Genomic DNA, 20,049 nt, shown 5'->3' on the forward strand with positions numbered 1-20,049 from the left:
AGAGGCAGCCATGCCATCAAAGTCAAAGAAAACCCGTGTTGATGTTGCCTTGGTAGACAGAGGGCTTGTCGAAAGCCGAGCCAAGGCGCAGGCCCTTATAATGGCGGGTGTTGTCTTCACAGCAGAAGAGAAAATTCTTAAGTCTGGTCAACAAATCAAGGAAGATCAGCCACTGGAAGTTCGCGGCAAGGATCACCCTTGGGTATCTCGCGGAGGTCTCAAACTTGAAAAGGGGTTAAATCATTTTCAGGTAGACGCTCGTGACAAGATTGTTATTGATGTCGGCGCTTCGACAGGCGGATTTACTGACGTATCTTTGGCTAATGGCGCTGCTAAGGTCTATGCAGTAGATGTCGGGCGTGGGCAACTTGCCTGGAAGCTCCGGGAAGACGCTCGCGTTATTGTCCTTGAGAAAACAAACGCACGATATTTAACGCAGGAAGAAATACCCGATGCCCCTGACTTGATAGTCTGCGATGCCAGCTTCATTTCTCTTCGAACAGTTCTTCCTGCTTCTATGGCACTTGCCAAACCCGGTGCACAAATGATTGCTCTTATCAAGCCACAGTTTGAAGTGGGTAAGGATAATGTGGGCAAAGGCGGTGTAGTGCGTGACCCTGAATTGCACCGGCAGGTTTGTGAAGACATGACAGATTGGCTGAACGCTCTTCCGGATTGGGAAGCCAAGGGCATTACAGAGAGCCCGATCAAAGGCCCGGAAGGTAATGTAGAATTCCTGCTATATGGAGTAAAAGTCAGTGACTGAGACTTACCAACTAACAATCACTGATTTTGGAGCTCAGGGAGATGGTGTCGGTGTGCTAGAGGATGGTACACAGGTATTTGTACCCGGTGCAATGCCCGGTGATGCAGTGACTGTTGATATCCTTGAAAAGCGCAGGAACGGCTGGACAGGCCGGGTGACGTCATTGGACACGCCTGCGCATGATAGGATTGAGCCTAAATGCAGGCATTTTAAGAAGTGTGGTGGCTGTCAACTACAATATATTGGTGATACTTCATACAAAAGCTGGGTTAAAGGCCGCACAGTAGCAGCCCTTGCACATCATGGGTTTCCAGCAAACCTTGTGAAAGACCCGTTTATTAGTTCTCCTGCAACACGGCGTCGAATAGCATTAAAGGCACTAAAAACAGGTAACAAACTTATTCTGGGCTTTGCTTCTAAGCAAAGCCACCAGTTGGTTGATCTGGAAGAATGCCCGGTTACTGAGCCAGTGATCACATCACTGTTCCCACAAATCAAATCTGTCCTTTCAAGGATATTTACTACCCGTATTAATGCGACAGTTCATTTAACAGCGACTGCAACCGGTGTTGATATGCTTGTCGAAGCACCCTATGCGTTGACGTTGGACGACAGGGAACTGCTCGTTACTTTCGCCACAGAAAATGATCTCGCTGCGCTAAATTGGAAGGATGAAGGTTTTCTGGATCCAGTTATTATTCGCCGTGAGCCCACGATGCGGTATTCGGGCGTTTCTGTGCCGTTGCCGCCCGCTTCTTTTATTCAGGCAACTGGATGTGGTGAGAACGCCTTAATTAGTGAAGTCACTGCAGCTTTGGGAAACTCACGGCGCGTGATTGATCTTTTTTGTGGTATCGGAACTTTTACGTTTCCTGCGGCAAAGATCGCTCAGGTGCTTGCCGTTGAGGGGTCTAAGGGTGCGCTTGATGCTTTGAGAAAAGGGGCGAATTATGCGTCTGACATTAAACAAATTGTCACACGACATCGGGACTTATTCCGTCGTCCATTACTGGCAGAGGAACTAGCAGGATTTGATGCGATTATTTTTGACCCGCCCAGGGCAGGGGCAAAAGATCAGGTTGAACAAATAGCAAGAAGCTCGGTTCCTACGGTAGTAGGGGTTTCCTGTAACCCAAATACATTTAGCCGTGATGCGCGAATACTTGCTGATGGAGGATATGAGTTGATCTCTGTTCTACCAGTTGATCAATTTCTGTGGTCGCCGCATGTCGAATTGGTCGGTGTCTTCAAAAAAGAACAGTCTGACACATAATCATCTTATAATCAGATAAGAGGGGACGACTATGCGTCCCCAGCCATGCTACGCAGGAAGCCTTTTGTTTGCTGATCAAGTGACTTCGCAAGTTGATCAAGAGTTTCTGCTGTTTGTAAAAGATTCACCGCTGCTTCTTCGGTTTTTTGTGCAGTGTTGGCAACGCCGTGGATTTCTGACGCTGCTTCATGGGTACTGCGTGACGCATCATCAATATTATGGACGATATCGCGTGTAGTAACGTCCTGTTCCTCAACGGCAGCCGCGATAGTGCCAGAGTTTGCATTGATGCTTTCAATGATAGTGGCAATGCCCTGCGCAGAGGTTACCGCCTCATCGGTTGCATCCTGCATCGCACGGGTTTTTTCCTGAATTTCAATAGCAGCCTGTCCAGATTGATTAGCAAGATTCTTCACTTCGTTCGCTACAACAGCAAACCCTTTACCTGCTTCGCCGGCACGAGCAGCTTCAATGGTTGCATTCAGTGCCAGCAGATTTGTCTGTTCGGAAATTTCAGAAATGAAAGTCAGAACGGATTCAATCTCTTTTGACCGTTCGTTTAAGGTTGCAACACGTTTCGAGATAAGCTGGGTTTCATCAACAGCCTGCGTTGTTATGCTGCGGTTTTGTTCAACCTGTTGTGCAATTTCAGTTATTGAGGCCGATAGTTCAGACGTGGCACCCGCAACAGAGGAGACGCGATCAGAAGCATTTTGCGCTGCGGCTTCGATAGAACCTGCCGCACGATTGCTAGTGTCAGCCATCACTTGCATTTGACGTGCCGCTTCGATCAGTGTTTGAGCCATCTCTGCGACACTATCAACAGAACCCTGTACACTTTGTTCAAACGATGCAGCTAGCTCTTTGCGCATGGTTTCTTCGCGCTGTTTTTGAGCCAGAGCATTCGCTTCTTGTGCTTCGCGAAGTTGGCGTGCTTCTTCTTCTGCAGCCTTTGTTGCTTTCAACGCTTCTTGTGCTTGATGCGCTGCTGTATTCGCTTCTTCCTTGGCCACTGTGGCATCAGACAAGGCGGCAGTAGCTTCGCTATGTGACTTGGCTGATGCGTCAAATGCTTGTTCAATTTGTTTTGTGACCCACATCAGGCCAGCAGCCTCGACAAGAAGTGCAAGTAAGTGAAAACCTGAACGCAGGATTTCGCTTTCGGCAGGCATTGACAGGGTTGGCCATGCAACAAGCGTTGCAACATGATACAGAATAAGAGTGATTGTAGCTGTCAGAATTGTCTGCCAGGAGGCAAAGGCCGCAAGCAGGGCAATGATGGTAAAGAAATACAGGTGGACATCTGCCTGCCATGGATGCCCTTGATATATCCAGACGAGACTGGCAGCGACACCAATCATAATAACGGATAAAGCATAACTCTGGTTTCTGAGAGGGAGCGTTGATTTGGCGATTACTGTGCCAGCAATGGCCAGTAAGGCTATGAAGCCGACAGCCAGCCACATCTGTTCAAATCCGGTGTATAAACCGTGCACTATTCCAGCAGGGATATGTGCCCAAATGAACAGTAGGCACAGTTTTTTAATATTCAGTCTGATTGAATGTAAATCTGCTGATTGGATTTGGTCGTCCATTGCGTCTGATCTCCCGTATTTAGCGGGAATAATCTGACAACTATTAGTTACAGCATTCTTAACAAGGCACAGTATTTGTTAAGTTTTTTGTAAAAATATGCTTAACCGCACTGCGCACGATGCAACAGCATATGATCCGCCAGAACTGCAGCCATCATGGCTTCTGCGACGGGCACTGCCCTGATGCCAACACAGGGGTCATGACGTCCCTTGGTCATAACGTCGACAGGGTTGCCTTGACGGTCAATTGACTTGCGCGGAGTCAGTATTGAACTTGTTGGTTTTATTGCAAATCTGGCCACAATGGGCTGGCCACTGGATATGCCGCCAAGTATACCGCCAGCATTGTTAGATAGAAATTCAGGATTGCCGTCTGTGCCGGGACGCATTTCATCAGCGTTTTTCTCACCGGTCAGTGTGGCTGCAAGCATTCCTGCGCCGATTTCAACACCTTTGGCTGCGTTAATGGACATCAGGGCTGCTGCTAAATCAGAATCCAGCTTTGAATATACAGGCGCGCCCCATCCCGCTGGGACGCCATCGGCTACGACTTCCACAACGGCTCCAATGGAACTCCCACTTTTGCGGATCTGATCAAGCTCAGTTGCCCAAACCTGTGCAGTTTCCGCGTCAGGACAGAAGAAAGGGTTTTGCCGTGTTTCAGCCCAGTCAAAACGGCTATAGTCAATTTTGGTATGTCCCATCTGGACCATGGCTGCCTGGATTGTAATGGTCTGGCCGAGAACCTTGCGTGCAACGGCACCGGCTGCAACACGGGCGGCGGTTTCACGTGCGCTAGAACGGCCACCGCCTCTGTGATCACGTATGCCGTATTTGGCAATATATGTGTAGTCAGCATGGCCGGGGCGATATCTTTCAACGATATCGCCATAGTCTTTGGACCGTTGATCGACGTTTTCGATCATTAGCTGGATTGGTGTTCCCGTTGTCTTGCCCTCAAAAACGCCAGACAGAATTTTTACTTGGTCAGGTTCCTGTCGTTGTGTCGTGTATTTTGATTGGCCAGGTTTGCGTTCGTCCAGATACTTTTGAATGTCCGCTTCCGACAGATCAATACCAGGTGGTACACCATCAAGGGTACAGCCAAGTGCTGGGCCATGGCTTTCCCCCCATGTTGTGAAGCGAAACAGTTTTCCAAAAGTATTATACGACATAAGAGACCAGCTTAAATATTGTTCAGTAAATGATGCATCGATTCTTCATCGGTAGGCATGCAAGTGGTGTTGAAACCGCCATCAACGAAATGTACTTCGCCTGTCACGCCAGATGACAGATCAGAGAGCATATAGAGACCAGCACCAGCAACGTCATCCATGGTGATGTTTCGTTTCAGCGGGGCATTTCTCTCGTTATATTTCAGGAGCATTCTGAAGTCACCAACGCCGCTTGCTGCCAGTGTTTTCATTGGCCCAGCGGAAATGGCATTCACACGAATGTTCTTTTCACCCAAGTCCCGCGCCATATAACGAGTGCTTGCTTCGAGTGCAGCTTTGGCAACCCCCATAACATTGTAGTGGGGTACCACTTTTTCTGCACCGTAGTATGTGAGGGTCAAGAGACTACCGCCATTTTTCATCAGTTTTTCTGCGCGCTGTGCCACGGCAACGAAGCTGTAGGCGGAGATATTCATCGTCATCAGAAAGTTGTCTACAGATGTATCAACAAAGCGGCCCGTCAGTTCACTTTTGTCAGAATACCCAATGGCATGAACAACGAAATCCACTTCGCCCCATGCATCTTCAAGCGTTTTGAATACCCGGTCAATGGACGCCCCGTCTGAAACATCGCATTCCTCTATCATTGTAGAGCCAAGAGATTTAGCCAGCGGACGAACACGTTTTTCCAGAGCGTCACCCTGATATGTGAAGGCCAGTTCAGCGCCCTGTTCGGCGCATTTTTGGGCAATGCCCCAAGCCATTGAGCGGTTGTTAGCAACGCCCATGATAAGACCTTTTTTACCTGCCATTAGCCCAGTCATATTCGTATCCTTCCTGATCGGGTTATGTCCCTTATAGTGGTCGCGCATCCTACACAATCGGACTTATGCGTCAATGCGGACCATGCTTTTAAGTATTTTTACGCTGGTATGCTTTTTGTTTCCACAGATTTTTGTTCCTGCCGGGATTTGGAATAAGCTGCATTCAGTTCAGCGCCAAGCACAAACCCCATGCTTACGACAAAACAAAAAATCTGCGTGATTACAACACCGGCAAGGGATCCGTAGGTTACGTCGTAATTATCTGCATAAGATAAATAAAACGACAGACCTTTGGCCGCGACAAATAATATGGTCAGGGTCAGGAGTGTTCCCGGAAGTCTGCTTGGGTTGTTAACAGATCTTGGTGTAAGGGCGAGAAATATTCCGTACAGTCCAAGTAGAAGGACAGCGGGACTGAGCATGAAGTTTATGTAGTGCCATAAGCCCGAAATGCCGTCTGTCATAGCATCGGGGAAAAGGTTTGTTGCTGCCTTGAATAAAGCCGGTCCTATAATCAGAATAGACATGGCAATAATGATGGTTATGGCGCCGAATATAACGACCGCCAGACTTTCGAGACGTCTGATCCAAATTGCATGGGCATGTTCCCATCCAAAGGCTTTTAGAAGAACGCCCCGAGCACATTCAACACCATTTGCGGCTGTCCATATCGCAAACAGAATGGAGCCTGTCAGTATTTCCGCACCCGTGGATTTGATAATGCCGTTTATTGGCCCCTGCAGGACAGTGCCTACCTCTGGCGGCAATACGCTCATCATGAAGTTTATTGCTTCAATACCGGTTTCTGTTTGGCCAAGTGTTCCGGAAATTGCGACAAGAAAAATTATAAAAGGGAATAGAGAAAGCATCGCCAGAAAAGCCATATTGCCAGCGGCTGTCATGCCGTCATTTACAATAAACTGAACAAAGGCAGTTTTCCAGACGCTGGCATGTCTTCTCAGGCTTTTCATAAGCCTGATTTTTTCCTGATGTCAGCTCCTTGGCGCTTGCCCCAGTCTTTAATCGCCTGTTCCAGGTCAGGATCTCTTTCTGCAGGCAGGGTGACTTTAAGCGTGACGAAGATATTTCCCTGCTTGTCACCTTTTTTAACGCCTTTGCCTTTCAGGCGAAGTCTTTTTCCGGTTGATGAGCCTTTGGGTATGCGGATGGTCAGTCGTCCTCGCGGTGTGGGAATTTCAATATCCCCCCCGAGGACAGCCTCATCAATGCTGATTGGTAAATCCAGCAGTATATCCAGACCATCTCGACGATAGTAGGGGTGGTCAGCGACGTGAATTTCAACAAGTGCATCGCCTTTGTTACCGCCACCAAGACCTGGGCCACCCTGTCCAGATAATCTGATTACCTGACCCTCATGGATGCCTTCTGGAATTTTTATATCAATACTGCGTCCATCATTCAGCGTTAAGCGACGCTTCCCACCTGTGATTGATTCCTCAAAACCAATCGTCATGGAGTAAGTGATGTCTAGGCCTTTGTGGTTCGGAGTACCAGAACGCTGACCGCTGCGTGTATTTCTCTGGGAACCAGCGCCGCCAGTATGACGGAAAAAGTCAGCAAATATGTCTTCAGCATCGCCAAAGTCAAAATCACTAAATCCACGAGCTTGTCCGCCACGCCTTGAAGTATGTGAACGAAACCCTTGTGAGCCAAAACCCTGTGCACCAGCAAACGTCGCACGCTCGTTGCCATTCTCGTCAATTTCACCACGATCATATTTACCGCGTAGTGTCTTGTCGCCAAGGATATGATAGGCCGCAGAAACCTCTTTAAACTTTTCTGCGATCCGGGCGTCATTACGGTTCGTATCTGGATGATACTTCTTCGCAAGTTGCCGATAAGCCTTTTTTACATCGGCTTCAGAGGCAGACTTGGGAACGTCTAAAATGCTGTATAGGTCTCGCATAAAGTTTATTTATACCCTGAACACATCAATTGCTATTGAATTTTCAGTATATAGTGGACTTGCAACAGCATACAATATTGAATGCCTATCAATCCAATTTTTTGTCAAATACAGATAATGAGAGTTTTATGACTGAGAAATTAGTTCCCCACGCAGAGCCCTACACCAGATTTGGCGAGTGGTTGAAAGAAGCAGAGAAAAGTGAGTTAAATGATCCAACCGGCATGGCACTTGCTACTTCCACGTCTGACGGTTTCCCCAGTCTGCGTATGGTCCTAATGAAAGGATATGATGAAAACGGTTTTGTATTTTATACAAATCTTGGTAGCCGAAAGGCTAAGGAATTAATAGAAAACCCGAAAGCATCTATTCTTTTTCACTGGAAATCTCTAAGGCGACAGGTAAGGGCAGAAGGGGTTGTAACACCTGTTACAGAAGCCGAGGCAGATGAGTATTTTCAGCAGCGACCGCGTACTAGCCGTATCGGTGCTTGGGCATCGAAGCAATCGACCCCAATGGCTGAACGATTTGAGTTTGAAGCAAAGATAGCCAAATTCACAGCAGAATTTGGAATTGGCGACATACCGCGCCCGGACTTTTGGTCAGGTTTTAGAATACAGCCCAAACGATTTGAATTCTGGACCGACAAAAAATTTCGACTACATGAAAGACTTCAGTATGATCAAAAGGATGGTGGATGGTCTGTTTCCACTCTCTACCCATAAGAAATGCTCCCGTTTTTAATGACACTTGAACGGGGTGTAGTTATTATTCATACTTGTTAGTCCAGTAAATTACGTTTATTGTGGACTAAGGAATGGGGCCACAATTCGTGGTATCTTGAATCGGGGAAAGATCATGGACGGAATGCAAATGTCAGGTGCGACAGCAAATGAGATTAAGGCGGCACTGGACAAACAACGGACTAGCTATTTGAAGGAAGGCTTTGTCACCTCAGAGGTTCGTAAGGACCGTCTTAAACGCGCTCTGGCAAGCTTGATGGATAACAAGGATGAATTCCTTGATCTTATTAGCGAAGATTTTGGCAACCGATCAAATGATGCCGGCTTTTTTACAGATGTGGGTGCAAGTGTTGGTGCGATTAAGGATGCACTGAAACATGTCGACAAATGGATGAAGCCGTCCAAACGCTCTTTAATGTTTCCGTTGGGGCTTTTAGGTGCAAAGGCTCAGGTGGTTCCGCAGCCCAAGGGTGTTATTGGCCTCATCACGCCGTGGAACTTTCCGCTTACCATGGTGTATGTACCGCTTGCACAAATGTTGGCTGCAGGCAATAGGGTGATCATAAAACCTTCTGAGTGGACGCCTCGCACTTCTGCCTTTTTCAAAGAAGTATTCGCCAAATATTTTGATGAAACCGAAATCACTGTCATGAATGGTGGGGTTGAAACGTCTCAGGCGTTTGCAAGCCAGCCGTGGGATCACCTAATGTTCACCGGGGCGCCAGTGGTCGGCAAACTTATCATGCGTGCAGCCAGTGAAAACCTAGTGCCAGTAACACTTGAGCTTGGCGGTAAAAGTCCTGTTGTTGTTGGACGCAGTGCTGATTTGGCTATGGTCGCAGAAAGAGTAGGGACTTTTAAAACGCTGAATGCAGGTCAAATATGTCTGGCGCCGGACTATCTGAATATTGATGAAGGCCGGCAACACGAATTTGCGGACCAATTCGAAAAACGTGTTAGTCAAATGTACCCAACTCTTTTGGATAACGAACAATATACCTCTATCATTACATCCCGGCACCGGGAGCGTATTGAAGGATATCTGGAAGATGCCCGCGCAAAAGGGGCGGACGTACGGATCATCAATCCCGCGCAAGAGGACTTTAAGGGACAGAATAAAACCAACAAAATACCACCAGCACTAGTCCTGGGTGCCACAGATGATATGAAAATCATGCAGGAGGAAATCTTTGGCCCCATACTTCCAGTTCGCACCTACAAGGCGATTGATGAAGTGATTGATTATGTCAACGATAGAGAACGTCCGCTTGCCCTATATTACTTTGGTGATGATAAGGCTGAAGAAAACCGCGTTCTGACACGTACGACCTCTGGCGGTGTTACTGTGAATGACTGCTTGTATCATGGTGGACATGATAATCTACCGTTTGGCGGTGTCGGTAATAGCGGTATTGGTAAATACCATGGGTACGATGGTTTTCTGGAATTTTCCCATCAAAAATCCATAGTGCGACATTCAAAAATAAATATTTCCAATATTATCGGTGCTGTTCCTCCGTATACTGATAAGCTAAGAAAGACAGTGAACCGCCAACTTTAGAGGAGTGGTCATGACAGGTTTTAGCTTTCAAAGCGTTCCGAAAGTACTTTGTGAAGACGGGGCGTCAGGCAGTATTGCAACCTATGTGCAGATGATAACCGCAGGCAAATCAGTACTGCTGGTTACTGATAAGATGTTGCGCAGTCTGGGTATTCTAAACCCTGCATTAAACAGTCTTGATCAGGCAGGCTACAAGGTCGCGATCTTTGATGATGTTGTGGCTGACCCGCCAGATACAACCGTTTTGGCTGCTGTTGATGTGGCTAAGACAATCAAAGCAGACTGTATCATTGGTTTTGGTGGTGGCAGTTCAATGGATGTGGCCAAGCTGGTAGCTGTTCTTACCAATAGTAATCAACATCTTGGGGATATATACGGCATAGGAAATATCCAAGGGGGCAGGCTACCTTTGATGCAAGTTCCAACGACCTCTGGTACAGGATCAGAAGTTACCCCCATATCAATTGTTACAACTGGTGAAACAACCAAAATGGGCGTGTCAGACCCGGCACTGTACTGTGATCTGGCGCTTCTTGATGCCACCTTAACATTAGGGTTGCCGCGCGCAGCAACAGCAGCAACAGCAATAGATGCCATGGTGCACGCGATTGAAGCCTATACAAGCAAACATAAGAAAAATCCTTTATCTGATGCCTTGGCGGTTAAGGCGCTTCGCATGATTGGCTGCGCGCTTCTTGATGTATGTGAAGACGGTTCAAACCTGAAAGGGCGTCGGGATTTGCTTATTGGGGCTATGCTTGCTGGTAGTGCTTTTGCCAATGCCCCTGTTGCCGCAGTTCATGCTCTTGCCTATCCAATAGGAGGGCATTTTCATGTAGCGCACGGTTTATCGAACTCACTGGTTTTGACACATGTACTGTCTTTCAACATGCCGTCAGCTGAAATATATTATGCGGAGCTTGCACATGAAGTTGGCCTGGAAGCATCCACGCAGGCGGGCAGGGCAGATGCTTTCGCAACATGGCTTGCTGACCTGTCTGCTGCCACAGGTATAGAGCAGCGCCTACGTGATGTTGGAATTAAGGCACAGGATATAGAAATGCTGGCAACTGATGCCATGAATCAGGAACGACTGCTCATCAACAATCCACGTGAAGTTACTCTGGAAGATGCCCGGAGAATATATGAGGCGGCATGGTAATGGTGGAAACAGACACAAGATTATTGTCGGACTATCCGATAATACGTCGCATACCTACCAGATGGATGGACAATGATGCTTACGGGCATGTTAATAACGTCACCTACTACAGTTACTTTGATACTGCTGTTAATGGCTATTTGATAGAAAAGGACGTATTGGACTACTTGCATGGTCAGACCATCGGCCTGGTTGTTGAAACATCCTGCAAGTATATGAAGTCATTAGAATTTCCTGATATTGTTCTTGCCGGTGTTGCAGTGTCGCATATTGGTAATTCCAGTGTACGCTATGAGATCGGTCTTTTCAAAGAGGGCGATACTGATCCGGCTGCCCAAGGTTATTTTATTCATGTTTATGTAGACAAGGCCACACGGAGACCAGTAAATATAGATTCGACCCTTCGGTATGTTCTGGAGGAGATGTCGATTTAAAGGGGAGGTCTTGTGGCTAAGTCAATGGAAGTAAAAGATAAAACCATTATCGTAACAGGTGCTGCAAGCGGTATTGGAAAGGCCCTGGCAGAAAGATTTGCGCAAGAAGGTGCTAAGGCGGTTGCCGTTGTCGATCTTGATATCGCAGGCGCTGAGCTGGTTGCCCAATCGATTGGTGATCAGGCAAAGGCTTTTCAACTAGACGTCACGGATGAGGGTTCAGTGAAGTCAGTAGTAGCCAGAGTAACTGCCTGGGCAGGGCCTGTGGACCTTTATTTCTCCAATGCTGGTATTGCTTTTTCGGATGCTCCTGACTGGACTGCCATTAGCCAAACAAATGAGCAGTGGCAAAAAATTTGGGAAGTTAATGTATTTTCGCACATTTTAGCACTTCGTGCGGTGCTGCCTGATATGATCGAGCGCGGCAATTGTGGTTTTATGATTACTGCGTCCGCCGCAGGTCTTCTAAGTCAGATCGGAGATACGGCATATTCCACCACAAAACATGCGGCCCTTGGCCTGGCTGAAAGCGTGGCTATTACGCACGGTGATGATTTGTACGTTGGTGTTTTATGCCCGCAGGCTGTTGTATCAAAGATGACCGAAGGTGCGGAAGGCAGTAGTGCTGCTCTTGACGGTATTATGCCCGCAGAAGAATTGGCAGAAAAAACAGTTGCGGCAATGAAGGATGGCCAGTTCATGATCCGTCCTCATGCACAGGTGGAAAGTTATTTTCAAAATAAGGCAGCCAATCATGATCGCTGGGTTGGTGGAATGCGCAAGCTACGGCGCAACGTTATGGACGCAACAGGCCGTCCCATATAGTGGAGTATCACAATGTCAGATGAATTAAACAAAACCATCGATGTACGGTCGGGGGAAGAGCTTGATGTTGGCCTTATAGATGATTTGATGAAAAGTCATATTAGCGGCCTTACTGGCGATCCAGAAATTCGCCAGTTTGCCAGTGGGCATTCAAATCTTACGTACGCAATACAGTATGGCAGCAAACGTTTTGTTTTGAGACGCCCACCGTTTGGCACGAAACCAAAGTCCGGGCATTCGATGATCAGAGAATACAAGGTGATGAATGGCCTTAAAGATGCCTTTTCAGCTGTGCCGGACACGTATTTTTATCTAAGTGACGAGGACAGTCCGCTTGGTGCCGAATGTTATGTGATGGAGCTTGTAGATGGGTATAAACCTGAAAAAACAATGCCGCCTTCTCTGCAGTTTTCAGCATCTGATAACCGTACACTTTGTGAGAATTTCTTCTCTAAATTGATTGAACTGCATGCGGTTGATTATAAGGCAGCAGGCCTTGGGGATTTTGGCAAACCTGAAGGCTATGTAGAACGACAGATTACTGGCTGGAACGGACGGTTTGAACGCGCAAGGACCGATGATGTCGAAGACTTTCAGGATGTACGTGACTGGCTGGTGGAAAAAATGCCTGAAACCGAAGTAGGGCATTCGGTTCTGCACGGGGATTACCGACTGGATAATGTTATATTGTGCAAATCTAACCCGCATGAGATAGCAGCTGTATTGGACTGGGAAATTAGTGCGCTTGGGGACCCATTAATGGATCTGGGTAATACACTTGCGTATTGGACACAAAAAGGTGATCCTGAGTTCCTGCTGAACACGACGATGCAGCCTTGTCTGGATGACGGGATGATGACGCGCGAGGAGATTTGTGATTTCTACGCGGAAAAAACAGGCTTGGACCTTAGCAAATTCAGCTATTACCATGTGTATGGTATATTCAGAAATGCGGCTATTCTTCAGCAAATCTATTACCGGTATTATCACGGGCAATCACAGAATAAAGCCTTTGCTGGCTTTGGAGCTTTTGTGAATGTTTTGGGTAATCATGCCCGCGATCTGATCAACAAGTCAGATATTTAATATGAAATGAATCCAATCTGTTATAAGGGGACTTTAAAGTCCCCTTATTCTTGACAAAGCCTGATCAGCGCTTCCTGACTGGTGGAGGCAATATGCTTACCGTCGTGCGTGAATATCCGGCCCCTGGCAAGTCCGCGCCCATTACCAGTCCATTCACCATCAGTTTGGTAGAATACCCAGTCTGTCAAATCAAAATCAGTTTCATGCAGCCAGATGCTGTGATCCAAACTGGCGACATTCTTCAGGCGTTTGTGACGTGGTATTAAGCCGTGCGGACGTAGCGTGCTGGACAGAAATGACATATCTGAAACATAGGCAAGCAAGGCGGCATTTAGTGCTACTGTTTGGTCAGGGGTTTCAATAAGCTTGAACCAGAACCCTGTGGAGCTGCTTTTCGGTTCAGGATTTTCAATGTCCAGATGTTCTAACGCTCTTGTTTCAAAAGGAAAGAAGGACTTTCTGTCAATAGGTGGTCCGTCTTTAGGTCTGAGAAGTTTGTTGAAGTAGATATCGTCATCCAGCAGGTCATCTGGCAGGGCTACCACTGGCATAACAGGTTGGTGAACCAGGCCTTCTTCTTTTATATGAAAGCTGAGAGAAATACTGAATATGGCTTCACCGTTTTGAATGGCATTTACGCGTCTTGTACAGAAACTACGGCCATTTCTAATGGGATCAACATCATATATCAAATCCTGACCAGCAATGCCGGGGCGCAGAAAATAACAATGCAGGGAATGTAGGTAGAAGTGGTCATCAACTGTCTCAGTTGCAGCCAGAATGGCCTGTGCAACCACATGTCCGCCAAAGACGTGACGGTTGGGCCAGTCATTGGGTTGCCCTCGAAATAGATTGGTATCCAGCTTTTCAATAGCCAGTTTGGCAAGGTGATTATATGTATTTGCCATGATGTTATTTTCCTTGCTGGTTGGTTTTATCGGCATTCTGCGATTTGCTGGAATGTCCGCGATAATAAGATCTTACTGCTTCTCTACTGACACCCGCTTCAGACTGCACGGCAGCAGGGATATGTTTTTCCCCAATTTGCAGCCACGCATTGCCGCGAAAACGCTGTACGAGTAACGCTGCCTTGATGGCGTAATCTACGATGATAACACTATATAACAATTCGACTGTGCCGTTGGTGGCTATTACAATAATACCAAGTGCCAAACGGCCAAACAGTATCCCAGCCAGGCTTACGTAAAGAGGATACTTGGTGTCTCCTGCGCCCCGTAGTGCACCGCCAATTGCAAATTCAATCCCCATTAAAGGCTGTATAACCGCCAGAATGATGATGAAAAACTCAGTCAGGTCTCGCACTTCATTGTCAGCGGACAGTAATGCAGCCAGCGGTGTTTTCATAAGAAAGATACCCAGTGCCAGAACCGACATGATGAATATTGCAAGTCGCATTGATTTCCAGCCAGCTGAATAGGCTGCAATATAGTTTTTTGCGCCTAGTGCTTGCCCGGTCAAGGTGCTGCTTGCCGCGCCAATGCCAAGACCGACTACTATGCAAACACTTAGGATCGTTATACCAATTCCGTATGCTGCAAAGGCAGCAGTGCCAAAATCACTAACAATCATTAAAAACACAATAAAGCTGGTCTGGATAATAGCTTGTTCAATCGCTGCAGGCATGCCAATTTTGATAAGCTGCCTAATGTTACGACCGTCTTTGTAGGCACCTGTGGTGAAGTGTAATTTGTATTTCTTGCGCCAGATGAAAAAGAAATACGGTATCAGACTGAATAGATGGCCCACACCGGTGCCGATTGGAATACCGCTTACGCCTAACTCTGGCACCAATATACCGTGCACGGCTGCATAGGAGAAAACTATGCTAAGAACAGTAGTCAGTGCGGTGTATTTCATAGGACGAATGACGTCACCAATTGCTCGGAATGCCGTTGTAATGCTGAGAATAAAAGCAAAGATGCCATTTACAAATGCAAGCGGCCGTATATAGGCAATGGCTTCCTTGGTTGTGTGCGGGTCCAGATTAAAGATGCTGGCGACCCAAGGAGCGGTAAGATACGTCGGAAATGCAAGAAATATTGAAAGATAAAATGTCATCCATAAAGACGCGGACATGGCCGATGAGGCTTCTTTTGCATTTTCTGCACCCCAGGCCCGTGCAACAAGTGCGGTTGTGGCAACGGATAAAGCCATAACAGCCGACATCAAGAGAAAATTAATTCGCCCGCCTGCGACTACTGCAGCACTGATTTCTGGACCGAGCGGGGATACAATCCATAAGTGCGCAAAAGGAACTGCCACCATCAAAATATTACTAATGACGTTGGGGCCAGCCAGTTCCCAGACTGACGCGTAGGTGATTTGAAGATTTTGCGTCTTTGTCATACAGTTTACAAATATTTCCAGTCTGACATGCTGTCAGGTGATGTGCACACGGATGATGAGGCCGTGAAGCATTTCCGTTACACGATCAAAATTATCGAATTCAGGAGCAATATAACTTGAAAATTTCAGATTAAAATACTAAAGAGTCAAAAATGCATACTCTAAGGTCAAATTGATAGATTTGAAATTTGGGTGCCCTTGGGGAAGAGGGTTGCAGAATTATCGTTTTAAAAAGGGATAGTGGGATGAGCGATTTAGATACTTTTAGGCAAGAAACCCGTGCATGGTTGGAGGACAATTGTCCGCAAGCAATGCGCAAGCCAATGAAAGGCGATACGGACTTTTGCTGGGGCGGACGTAATTATGTTTTCCAAAGTGACGATCAGAAAGTATGGCTGGACCGTATGGCTGCCCGTGGATGGACAGTTCCATCATGGCCAAAAGAATATGGTGGTGGCGGATTAAGCAAAGAAGAGGCTAAGATTCTTGCTGCAGAAATGCGTAGGATTGGTGCGCGTCCCCCTTTGCTATCCTTTGGTATCTGGATGCTTGGCCCAGCTCTGTTAGAGTTTGGAACGCATGAGCAGAAGCTGCATTACTTGCCGCCCATTGCGCGGGGGGAAATTCGTTGGTGTCAGGGGTATTCAGAGCCGAATGCAGGGTCTGATCTAGCCAGCCTGGCGACAAAGGGTGAAGATAAGGGCGACCATTTCCTCGTCAATGGCCAAAAAGTCTGGACATCCTATGCAGATCAGGCTGACTGGATATTCTGTCTTGTCAGAACTGAGCCCGAGGCAAGCAAACATGAAGGTATCTCCTTCTTGTTGTTCGATATGGAAACTGAGGGTGTTTCAACAAAGCCTATCAAGTTGATTTCTGGTAATTCACCATTCTGCGAAACATTTTTTGATAATGTTAAAGTGCCAAAAGAGAATATCGTTGGTGAGCGCGGTAAAGGTTGGACGATTGCCAAATATCTGTTGACCCATGAACGGGCCATGATTGGTGATCAGGGTGTTCCAACACCGCTTAATGTGATTGCCAAAGAAAAGCTTGGCCTTGCTGATGGGCAAATGGAAGATAAGGCACTAAGGACAGATGTTGCGCGGCACGAAATTGATGCTGCTGCATTCATGTTCACTATGGAACGTGCAACAGATGAAGCAAAGGCTGGGGCAAGTCTCGGAGCATTTTCTTCAATGCTGAAGTATGCAGGCACAGAAATTAACAAAGACCGTCATGAAATGATCCTGAAGGTAATGGGATCAGATGCATTGGAATGGGAAGGTCAATTCTCCAATAATGGGGAGGTGGCACGTCACTGGTTACGGACCAAGGCCAATTCCATTGAGGGTGGAACATCAGAAGTGATGTTGAACATCATATCCAAGCGCATTCTGAATTTACCGTCATAAGGGGGAGTATTGATCATGGCATTAGTATTGAATGAAGAGCAGCAGCTTCTAAAAGAATCAGCTGATGGATTTTTCGCAGAGAAAGCACCTGTTTCTCAGTTGCGTAAACTGCGTGATGACCGGGATGAGACCGGCTACAGCAAAGAACTATGGTCTGAAATGGCCGAGATGGGTTTTGCAGGTCTTCTTATGTCAGAGGACGAGGGCGGTGTTGATTTTGGTGCCATTGGTGCTGGTATCGTGGCTGAATCTATGGGCAAAAACCTTAGTGCATCGCCGTTTTTTGCAAGTGCGATTGTTGGTGCATCTTTAATTAAGCATGCAGGAAGTACGGCACAGAAAGAAGCCATACTGCCTGCAATAGCATCAGGTGAAGTGATTGTAACACTAGCAGTCGATGAGACCGGACACCACGGGCCTGCATCAACGACGCTGAAAGCAGTTAAATCCAGTGATAGTTACGTGCTTAACGGCATGAAAACGTTCGTACCTGACGCCCATGTCGCAGATAAGATCATTGTCGTAGCGCGAACGGCAGGCGAAAAGGGGGATGCAGAGGGGCTTAGTCTCTTCATCATTGACAAAGGGCAGTCTGGGCTGATCATTGACCAAACTGTTATGGCTGACAGTCGCAACTGGGGTAAGGTTACCTTAGAAGATGTAATTGTTAGCGAGGATGCAGTCCTTGGTACTGTAGGCGAGGCTTTTCCTGTGCTTGACAAGGCCCTTGATGTCGGTCGCTGCGTATTATCTGCTGAACTGTTGGGTATTTCCCAGGAAGTATTGGACCGTACCGTTCAATATTTGCAGGAAAGAAAGCAGTTTGGCACATTGATTGGGACTTTTCAGGGGTTGCAGCACCGCGCAGCTCATCTCTATAGCGAGGTGGAGATTCTCAGGTCTGCTGTTTTGAAAGCGCTGCAGGCCGTGGATGCAGGTACCAACCCGGCATGGTTTGCAAGCCTTGCTAAAGCAAAGGCCTGTAAAGTTGCTGAACTGGCGACGAATGAAGCCATTCAGATGCACGGGGGTATAGGTATGACCGATGAATTTGAAATCGGTTTCTTCATCAAGCGAGCCCGGGCAGTGCAAAATCTGTATGGCGGCTATAACTATCATACAGATCGTTTTGCTTCATTGTCAGGTTACTAAGGAAAGGTAGGCTTATTATGCTGGATGCACTTGACCTACCTGCTATTCCCGAAGGGACACCCTTTGATCAGGTAATGGCGATGATTGTTAAATCATCTCCAATGTTTGAATTGGAGGAGAGAGAAATACGCGGTGCAACTTACACCGCGTTTAAAAATCAACCAAAAAGCATTAGAGACGCCTTGATGATCGTGCTTACCCACGGTGACAAGGACTTTCTGGTTTATGAGGGAGAGCGTTTCTCTTTCAAGCAGGTCGTAGACAAAGCTGCGCGTCTCGCTCAGGTGCTTGTCGATGACATGGGACTAAAAAAAGGGGAACGTGTTGCCCTGTCTATGCGTAATTATCCCGAATGGGTGATCGCTTACATGGCAATTGTCGGTGCTGGGGGTGTGGCCTGTCTGATGAATGCATGGTGGCAGTCAGAAGAGATGGAATGGGCACTGAATGATAGTGATGCAGTACTCCTGATCACTGATGGTTTCAGATTTGAACGTGGTCGTGAAGTCATTGAAAAAATGAAGCTGCCTACCATTCTTGTACGTGACGCTGATGTGCGGCATTCCCTCGTAACGCACTATAATGATGCGCTATTAGACAGCAAAAAGCCGATGACATGGCCGCCTGTTGAATTGGGGCCGGAAGATGTAGCGCATATGCTCTATACCTCAGGGTCAACAGGCTTTCCCAAAGGAGCCTATTCAGACCATCAGGCCGTGATTGGTGTATTGATGACATGGATTTGCCTTGCGATTTATACAAAAATGACCGCAGCAAATCCGGTGCCAGATGACTTTCAGCCCTCGATGCTTGTGGGTGTTCCATTTTTCCATGTAACGGGCTTGTTGCCGATGATGATGGTGTCCGCGATTATCGGCCGCAAACTGGTGATAATGCACAAATGGGATGTCGAACGGGCCTGTCAGCTAATTGAACAGGAAAAAATCAGTTCTATTACTGGTGTGCCAACCATGTCGTATGAATTGGCATCGTCTCCTGTTACAGAAAAATATGACCTTTCTACTTTGACTGATCTTGGGGCAGGCGGTGCCGCACGGCCCGCTGAACATGTCAAAATGATCACGGAAAAGTTCAAGGGATCTCGTCCAGGACTTGGGTACGGCCTGACAGAAACTAACGCACTAGGGTCCGTTATCAGCGGGGATGACTATACCGCGCGCCCCACCAGTACAGGTATGGCGACACCGCCACTGATGAGCTTCAAGATCATAGATCAGGACGGCAACACGCTAAAAACCGGGGAACGAGGCGAGATATGCATCAAAGGAATGGTCAATGTAATCGGCTACTGGAAAAACCCAGAAGCAACAGAGACTGCATTCCGGGATGGCTGGTTCCACACAGGCGATGTGGGGTATCTTGATGATGAAGGGTACCTCTATATTGTTGACCGATTGAAAGACATCATAATTCGTGGTGGCGAGAACGTCAGCACACTTGAAGTCGAAGCCGTTATTCATGCAATCGACGGCGTAGACGATGTAATGGTTTTTGGTCTGCCGGATGAGCGTCTTGGTGAGGTGGTCGGCGCAGTTGTTGTTACCAAATCACTGACGCGTGAACAAATCATAGATGAGGTCAGTAAGCACCTAGCATCGTTTAATGTACCAGAACATATCTGGTTGCAGGAAGACGAGTTGCCGCTAATCGCTTCTGGAAAACTAGACCGGAAAAATATCAAACAAAGTTTTAGAGAGAAATTTGCCGCGTCTTAATCCGCAGC

At 47.2% G+C, this 20,049-nt stretch carries 18 protein-coding genes; 11 read left to right on the forward strand and 7 right to left on the reverse strand.

Annotated features, from left to right (window positions below):
- Positions 1 to 10: 10 nt before the first annotated feature.
- Together IE181_RS11050 and rlmD are read left to right on the forward strand one after the other, a co-directional pair.
- Complete coding sequence (locus IE181_RS11050; protein ID WP_191252941.1) at positions 11 to 766, forward strand: TlyA family RNA methyltransferase; 756 nt, start codon at positions 11 to 13, stop codon at positions 764 to 766.
- On the forward strand, positions 759 to 2,039 hold the full coding sequence (gene rlmD / locus IE181_RS11055; protein ID WP_191252943.1) for a 23S rRNA (uracil(1939)-C(5))-methyltransferase RlmD: 1,281 nt from the start codon (positions 759 to 761) through the stop codon (positions 2,037 to 2,039). The genes IE181_RS11050 and rlmD overlap by 8 nt, the downstream gene beginning before the upstream one ends.
- A gap of 29 nt (positions 2,040 to 2,068) precedes the next feature.
- Here the strand turns inward: rlmD and IE181_RS11060 are convergent, their stop codons facing one another.
- From IE181_RS11060 to IE181_RS11080, 5 genes are all read right to left on the reverse strand, one after another.
- Positions 2,069 to 3,634: a methyl-accepting chemotaxis protein gene (locus tag IE181_RS11060; RefSeq protein WP_229819361.1), complete on the reverse strand. Its 1,566-nt coding sequence runs from the start codon at positions 3,632 to 3,634 to the stop codon at positions 2,069 to 2,071.
- A gap of 101 nt (positions 3,635 to 3,735) precedes the next feature.
- The gene (gene aroC, locus IE181_RS11065) at positions 3,736 to 4,809 is read right to left on the reverse strand and encodes a chorismate synthase (RefSeq protein ID WP_191252947.1); all 1,074 of its coding nucleotides are present in this window, start codon (positions 4,807 to 4,809) and stop codon (positions 3,736 to 3,738) included.
- A gap of 11 nt (positions 4,810 to 4,820) precedes the next feature.
- A complete protein-coding gene (gene fabI, locus IE181_RS11070; protein WP_191252948.1) occupies positions 4,821 to 5,633 on the reverse strand; it encodes an enoyl-ACP reductase FabI in 813 nt (270 codons plus the stop codon).
- 98 nt (positions 5,634 to 5,731) lie between these two features.
- On the reverse strand, positions 5,732 to 6,604 hold the full coding sequence (locus tag IE181_RS11075; protein WP_191252949.1) for a YihY/virulence factor BrkB family protein: 873 nt from the start codon (positions 6,602 to 6,604) through the stop codon (positions 5,732 to 5,734).
- Positions 6,601 to 7,560: a DnaJ C-terminal domain-containing protein gene (locus tag IE181_RS11080; protein ID WP_191252951.1), complete on the reverse strand. Its 960-nt coding sequence runs from the start codon at positions 7,558 to 7,560 to the stop codon at positions 6,601 to 6,603. Before IE181_RS11080 ends, IE181_RS11075 begins: the two co-directional genes overlap by 4 nt.
- Before the next feature lie 128 nt (positions 7,561 to 7,688).
- On the opposite strand from IE181_RS11080, the gene pdxH reads away from it, so the two are divergent.
- From pdxH to IE181_RS11110, 6 genes are all read left to right on the forward strand, one after another.
- The gene (pdxH, locus tag IE181_RS11085) at positions 7,689 to 8,285 is read left to right on the forward strand and encodes a pyridoxamine 5'-phosphate oxidase (RefSeq protein WP_191252953.1); all 597 of its coding nucleotides are present in this window, start codon (positions 7,689 to 7,691) and stop codon (positions 8,283 to 8,285) included.
- Positions 8,286 to 8,418: 133 nt separating this feature from the next.
- Entirely contained in the window at positions 8,419 to 9,864 is a 1,446-nt protein-coding gene (locus tag IE181_RS11090) for a coniferyl aldehyde dehydrogenase (RefSeq protein WP_229819364.1), read from the forward strand.
- 10 nt (positions 9,865 to 9,874) lie between these two features.
- Positions 9,875 to 11,026 (forward strand): iron-containing alcohol dehydrogenase, encoded by a 1,152-nt coding sequence (locus tag IE181_RS11095; protein WP_191252955.1) that lies wholly within the window; start codon positions 9,875 to 9,877, stop codon positions 11,024 to 11,026.
- Entirely contained in the window at positions 11,026 to 11,460 is a 435-nt protein-coding gene (locus IE181_RS11100; RefSeq protein WP_229819366.1) for an acyl-CoA thioesterase, read from the forward strand. The genes IE181_RS11095 and IE181_RS11100 overlap by 1 nt, the downstream gene beginning before the upstream one ends.
- Before the next feature lie 12 nt (positions 11,461 to 11,472).
- A complete protein-coding gene (locus tag IE181_RS11105) occupies positions 11,473 to 12,285 on the forward strand; it encodes an SDR family NAD(P)-dependent oxidoreductase (RefSeq protein WP_229819368.1) in 813 nt (270 codons plus the stop codon).
- A gap of 6 nt (positions 12,286 to 12,291) precedes the next feature.
- Positions 12,292 to 13,371: a phosphotransferase family protein gene (locus IE181_RS11110; protein WP_373308376.1), complete on the forward strand. Its 1,080-nt coding sequence runs from the start codon at positions 12,292 to 12,294 to the stop codon at positions 13,369 to 13,371.
- 44 nt (positions 13,372 to 13,415) lie between these two features.
- Here IE181_RS11110 and IE181_RS11115 read toward each other — a convergent pair whose 3' ends face one another.
- A complete protein-coding gene (locus IE181_RS11115; RefSeq protein ID WP_191252961.1) occupies positions 13,416 to 14,279 on the reverse strand; it encodes an acyl-CoA thioesterase in 864 nt (287 codons plus the stop codon).
- Positions 14,280 to 14,283: 4 nt separating this feature from the next.
- A complete protein-coding gene (locus IE181_RS11120; RefSeq protein WP_191252963.1) occupies positions 14,284 to 15,738 on the reverse strand; it encodes an MATE family efflux transporter in 1,455 nt (484 codons plus the stop codon).
- A 245-nt stretch (positions 15,739 to 15,983) separates the two neighbouring features.
- Here IE181_RS11120 and IE181_RS11125 point away from each other — a divergent pair, with 245 nt between their 5' ends.
- From IE181_RS11125 to IE181_RS11135, 3 genes are read left to right on the forward strand one after another with little or no spacing between them, the layout of a single operon-like run.
- Positions 15,984 to 17,153 (forward strand): acyl-CoA dehydrogenase family protein, encoded by a 1,170-nt coding sequence (locus IE181_RS11125; RefSeq protein WP_191252966.1) that lies wholly within the window; start codon positions 15,984 to 15,986, stop codon positions 17,151 to 17,153.
- A gap of 15 nt (positions 17,154 to 17,168) precedes the next feature.
- Positions 17,169 to 18,305 (forward strand): acyl-CoA dehydrogenase family protein, encoded by a 1,137-nt coding sequence (locus tag IE181_RS11130; protein ID WP_191252968.1) that lies wholly within the window; start codon positions 17,169 to 17,171, stop codon positions 18,303 to 18,305.
- 17 nt (positions 18,306 to 18,322) lie between these two features.
- The gene (locus IE181_RS11135; RefSeq protein WP_191252970.1) at positions 18,323 to 20,041 is read left to right on the forward strand and encodes a class I adenylate-forming enzyme family protein; all 1,719 of its coding nucleotides are present in this window, start codon (positions 18,323 to 18,325) and stop codon (positions 20,039 to 20,041) included.
- The last annotated feature ends 8 nt before the right edge of the window (positions 20,042 to 20,049 follow it).

Origin of the sequence: Kordiimonas sediminis, assembly GCF_014656395.1 — a bacterium.
GTDB lineage: Bacteria > Pseudomonadota > Alphaproteobacteria > Sphingomonadales > Kordiimonadaceae > Kordiimonas_A > Kordiimonas_A sediminis.

Bases quoted from the DNA above. Each gene is read 5' to 3' on its own strand.
- IE181_RS11050 (WP_191252941.1), top strand. From the start codon at position 11: ATGCCATCAAAGTCAAAGAAAACCCGTGTTGATGTTGCCTTGGTAGAC.
- IE181_RS11060 (WP_229819361.1), bottom strand. From the start codon at position 3,634: ATGGACGACCAAATCCAATCAGCAGATTTACATTCAATCAGACTGAAT.
- aroC (WP_191252947.1), bottom strand. From the start codon at position 4,809: ATGTCGTATAATACTTTTGGAAAACTGTTTCGCTTCACAACATGGGGG.
- fabI (WP_191252948.1), bottom strand. From the start codon at position 5,633: ATGACTGGGCTAATGGCAGGTAAAAAAGGTCTTATCATGGGCGTTGCT.
- IE181_RS11075 (WP_191252949.1), bottom strand. From the start codon at position 6,604: ATGAAAAGCCTGAGAAGACATGCCAGCGTCTGGAAAACTGCCTTTGTT.
- IE181_RS11080 (WP_191252951.1), bottom strand. From the start codon at position 7,560: ATGCGAGACCTATACAGCATTTTAGACGTTCCCAAGTCTGCCTCTGAA.
- pdxH (WP_191252953.1), top strand. From the start codon at position 7,689: ATGACTGAGAAATTAGTTCCCCACGCAGAGCCCTACACCAGATTTGGC.
- IE181_RS11090 (WP_229819364.1), top strand. From the start codon at position 8,419: ATGGACGGAATGCAAATGTCAGGTGCGACAGCAAATGAGATTAAGGCG.
- IE181_RS11095 (WP_191252955.1), top strand. From the start codon at position 9,875: ATGACAGGTTTTAGCTTTCAAAGCGTTCCGAAAGTACTTTGTGAAGAC.
- IE181_RS11100 (WP_229819366.1), top strand. From the start codon at position 11,026: ATGGTGGAAACAGACACAAGATTATTGTCGGACTATCCGATAATACGT.
- IE181_RS11115 (WP_191252961.1), bottom strand. From the start codon at position 14,279: ATGGCAAATACATATAATCACCTTGCCAAACTGGCTATTGAAAAGCTG.
- IE181_RS11120 (WP_191252963.1), bottom strand. From the start codon at position 15,738: ATGACAAAGACGCAAAATCTTCAAATCACCTACGCGTCAGTCTGGGAA.
- IE181_RS11125 (WP_191252966.1), top strand. From the start codon at position 15,984: ATGAGCGATTTAGATACTTTTAGGCAAGAAACCCGTGCATGGTTGGAG.
- IE181_RS11130 (WP_191252968.1), top strand. From the start codon at position 17,169: ATGGCATTAGTATTGAATGAAGAGCAGCAGCTTCTAAAAGAATCAGCT.
- IE181_RS11135 (WP_191252970.1), top strand. From the start codon at position 18,323: ATGCTGGATGCACTTGACCTACCTGCTATTCCCGAAGGGACACCCTTT.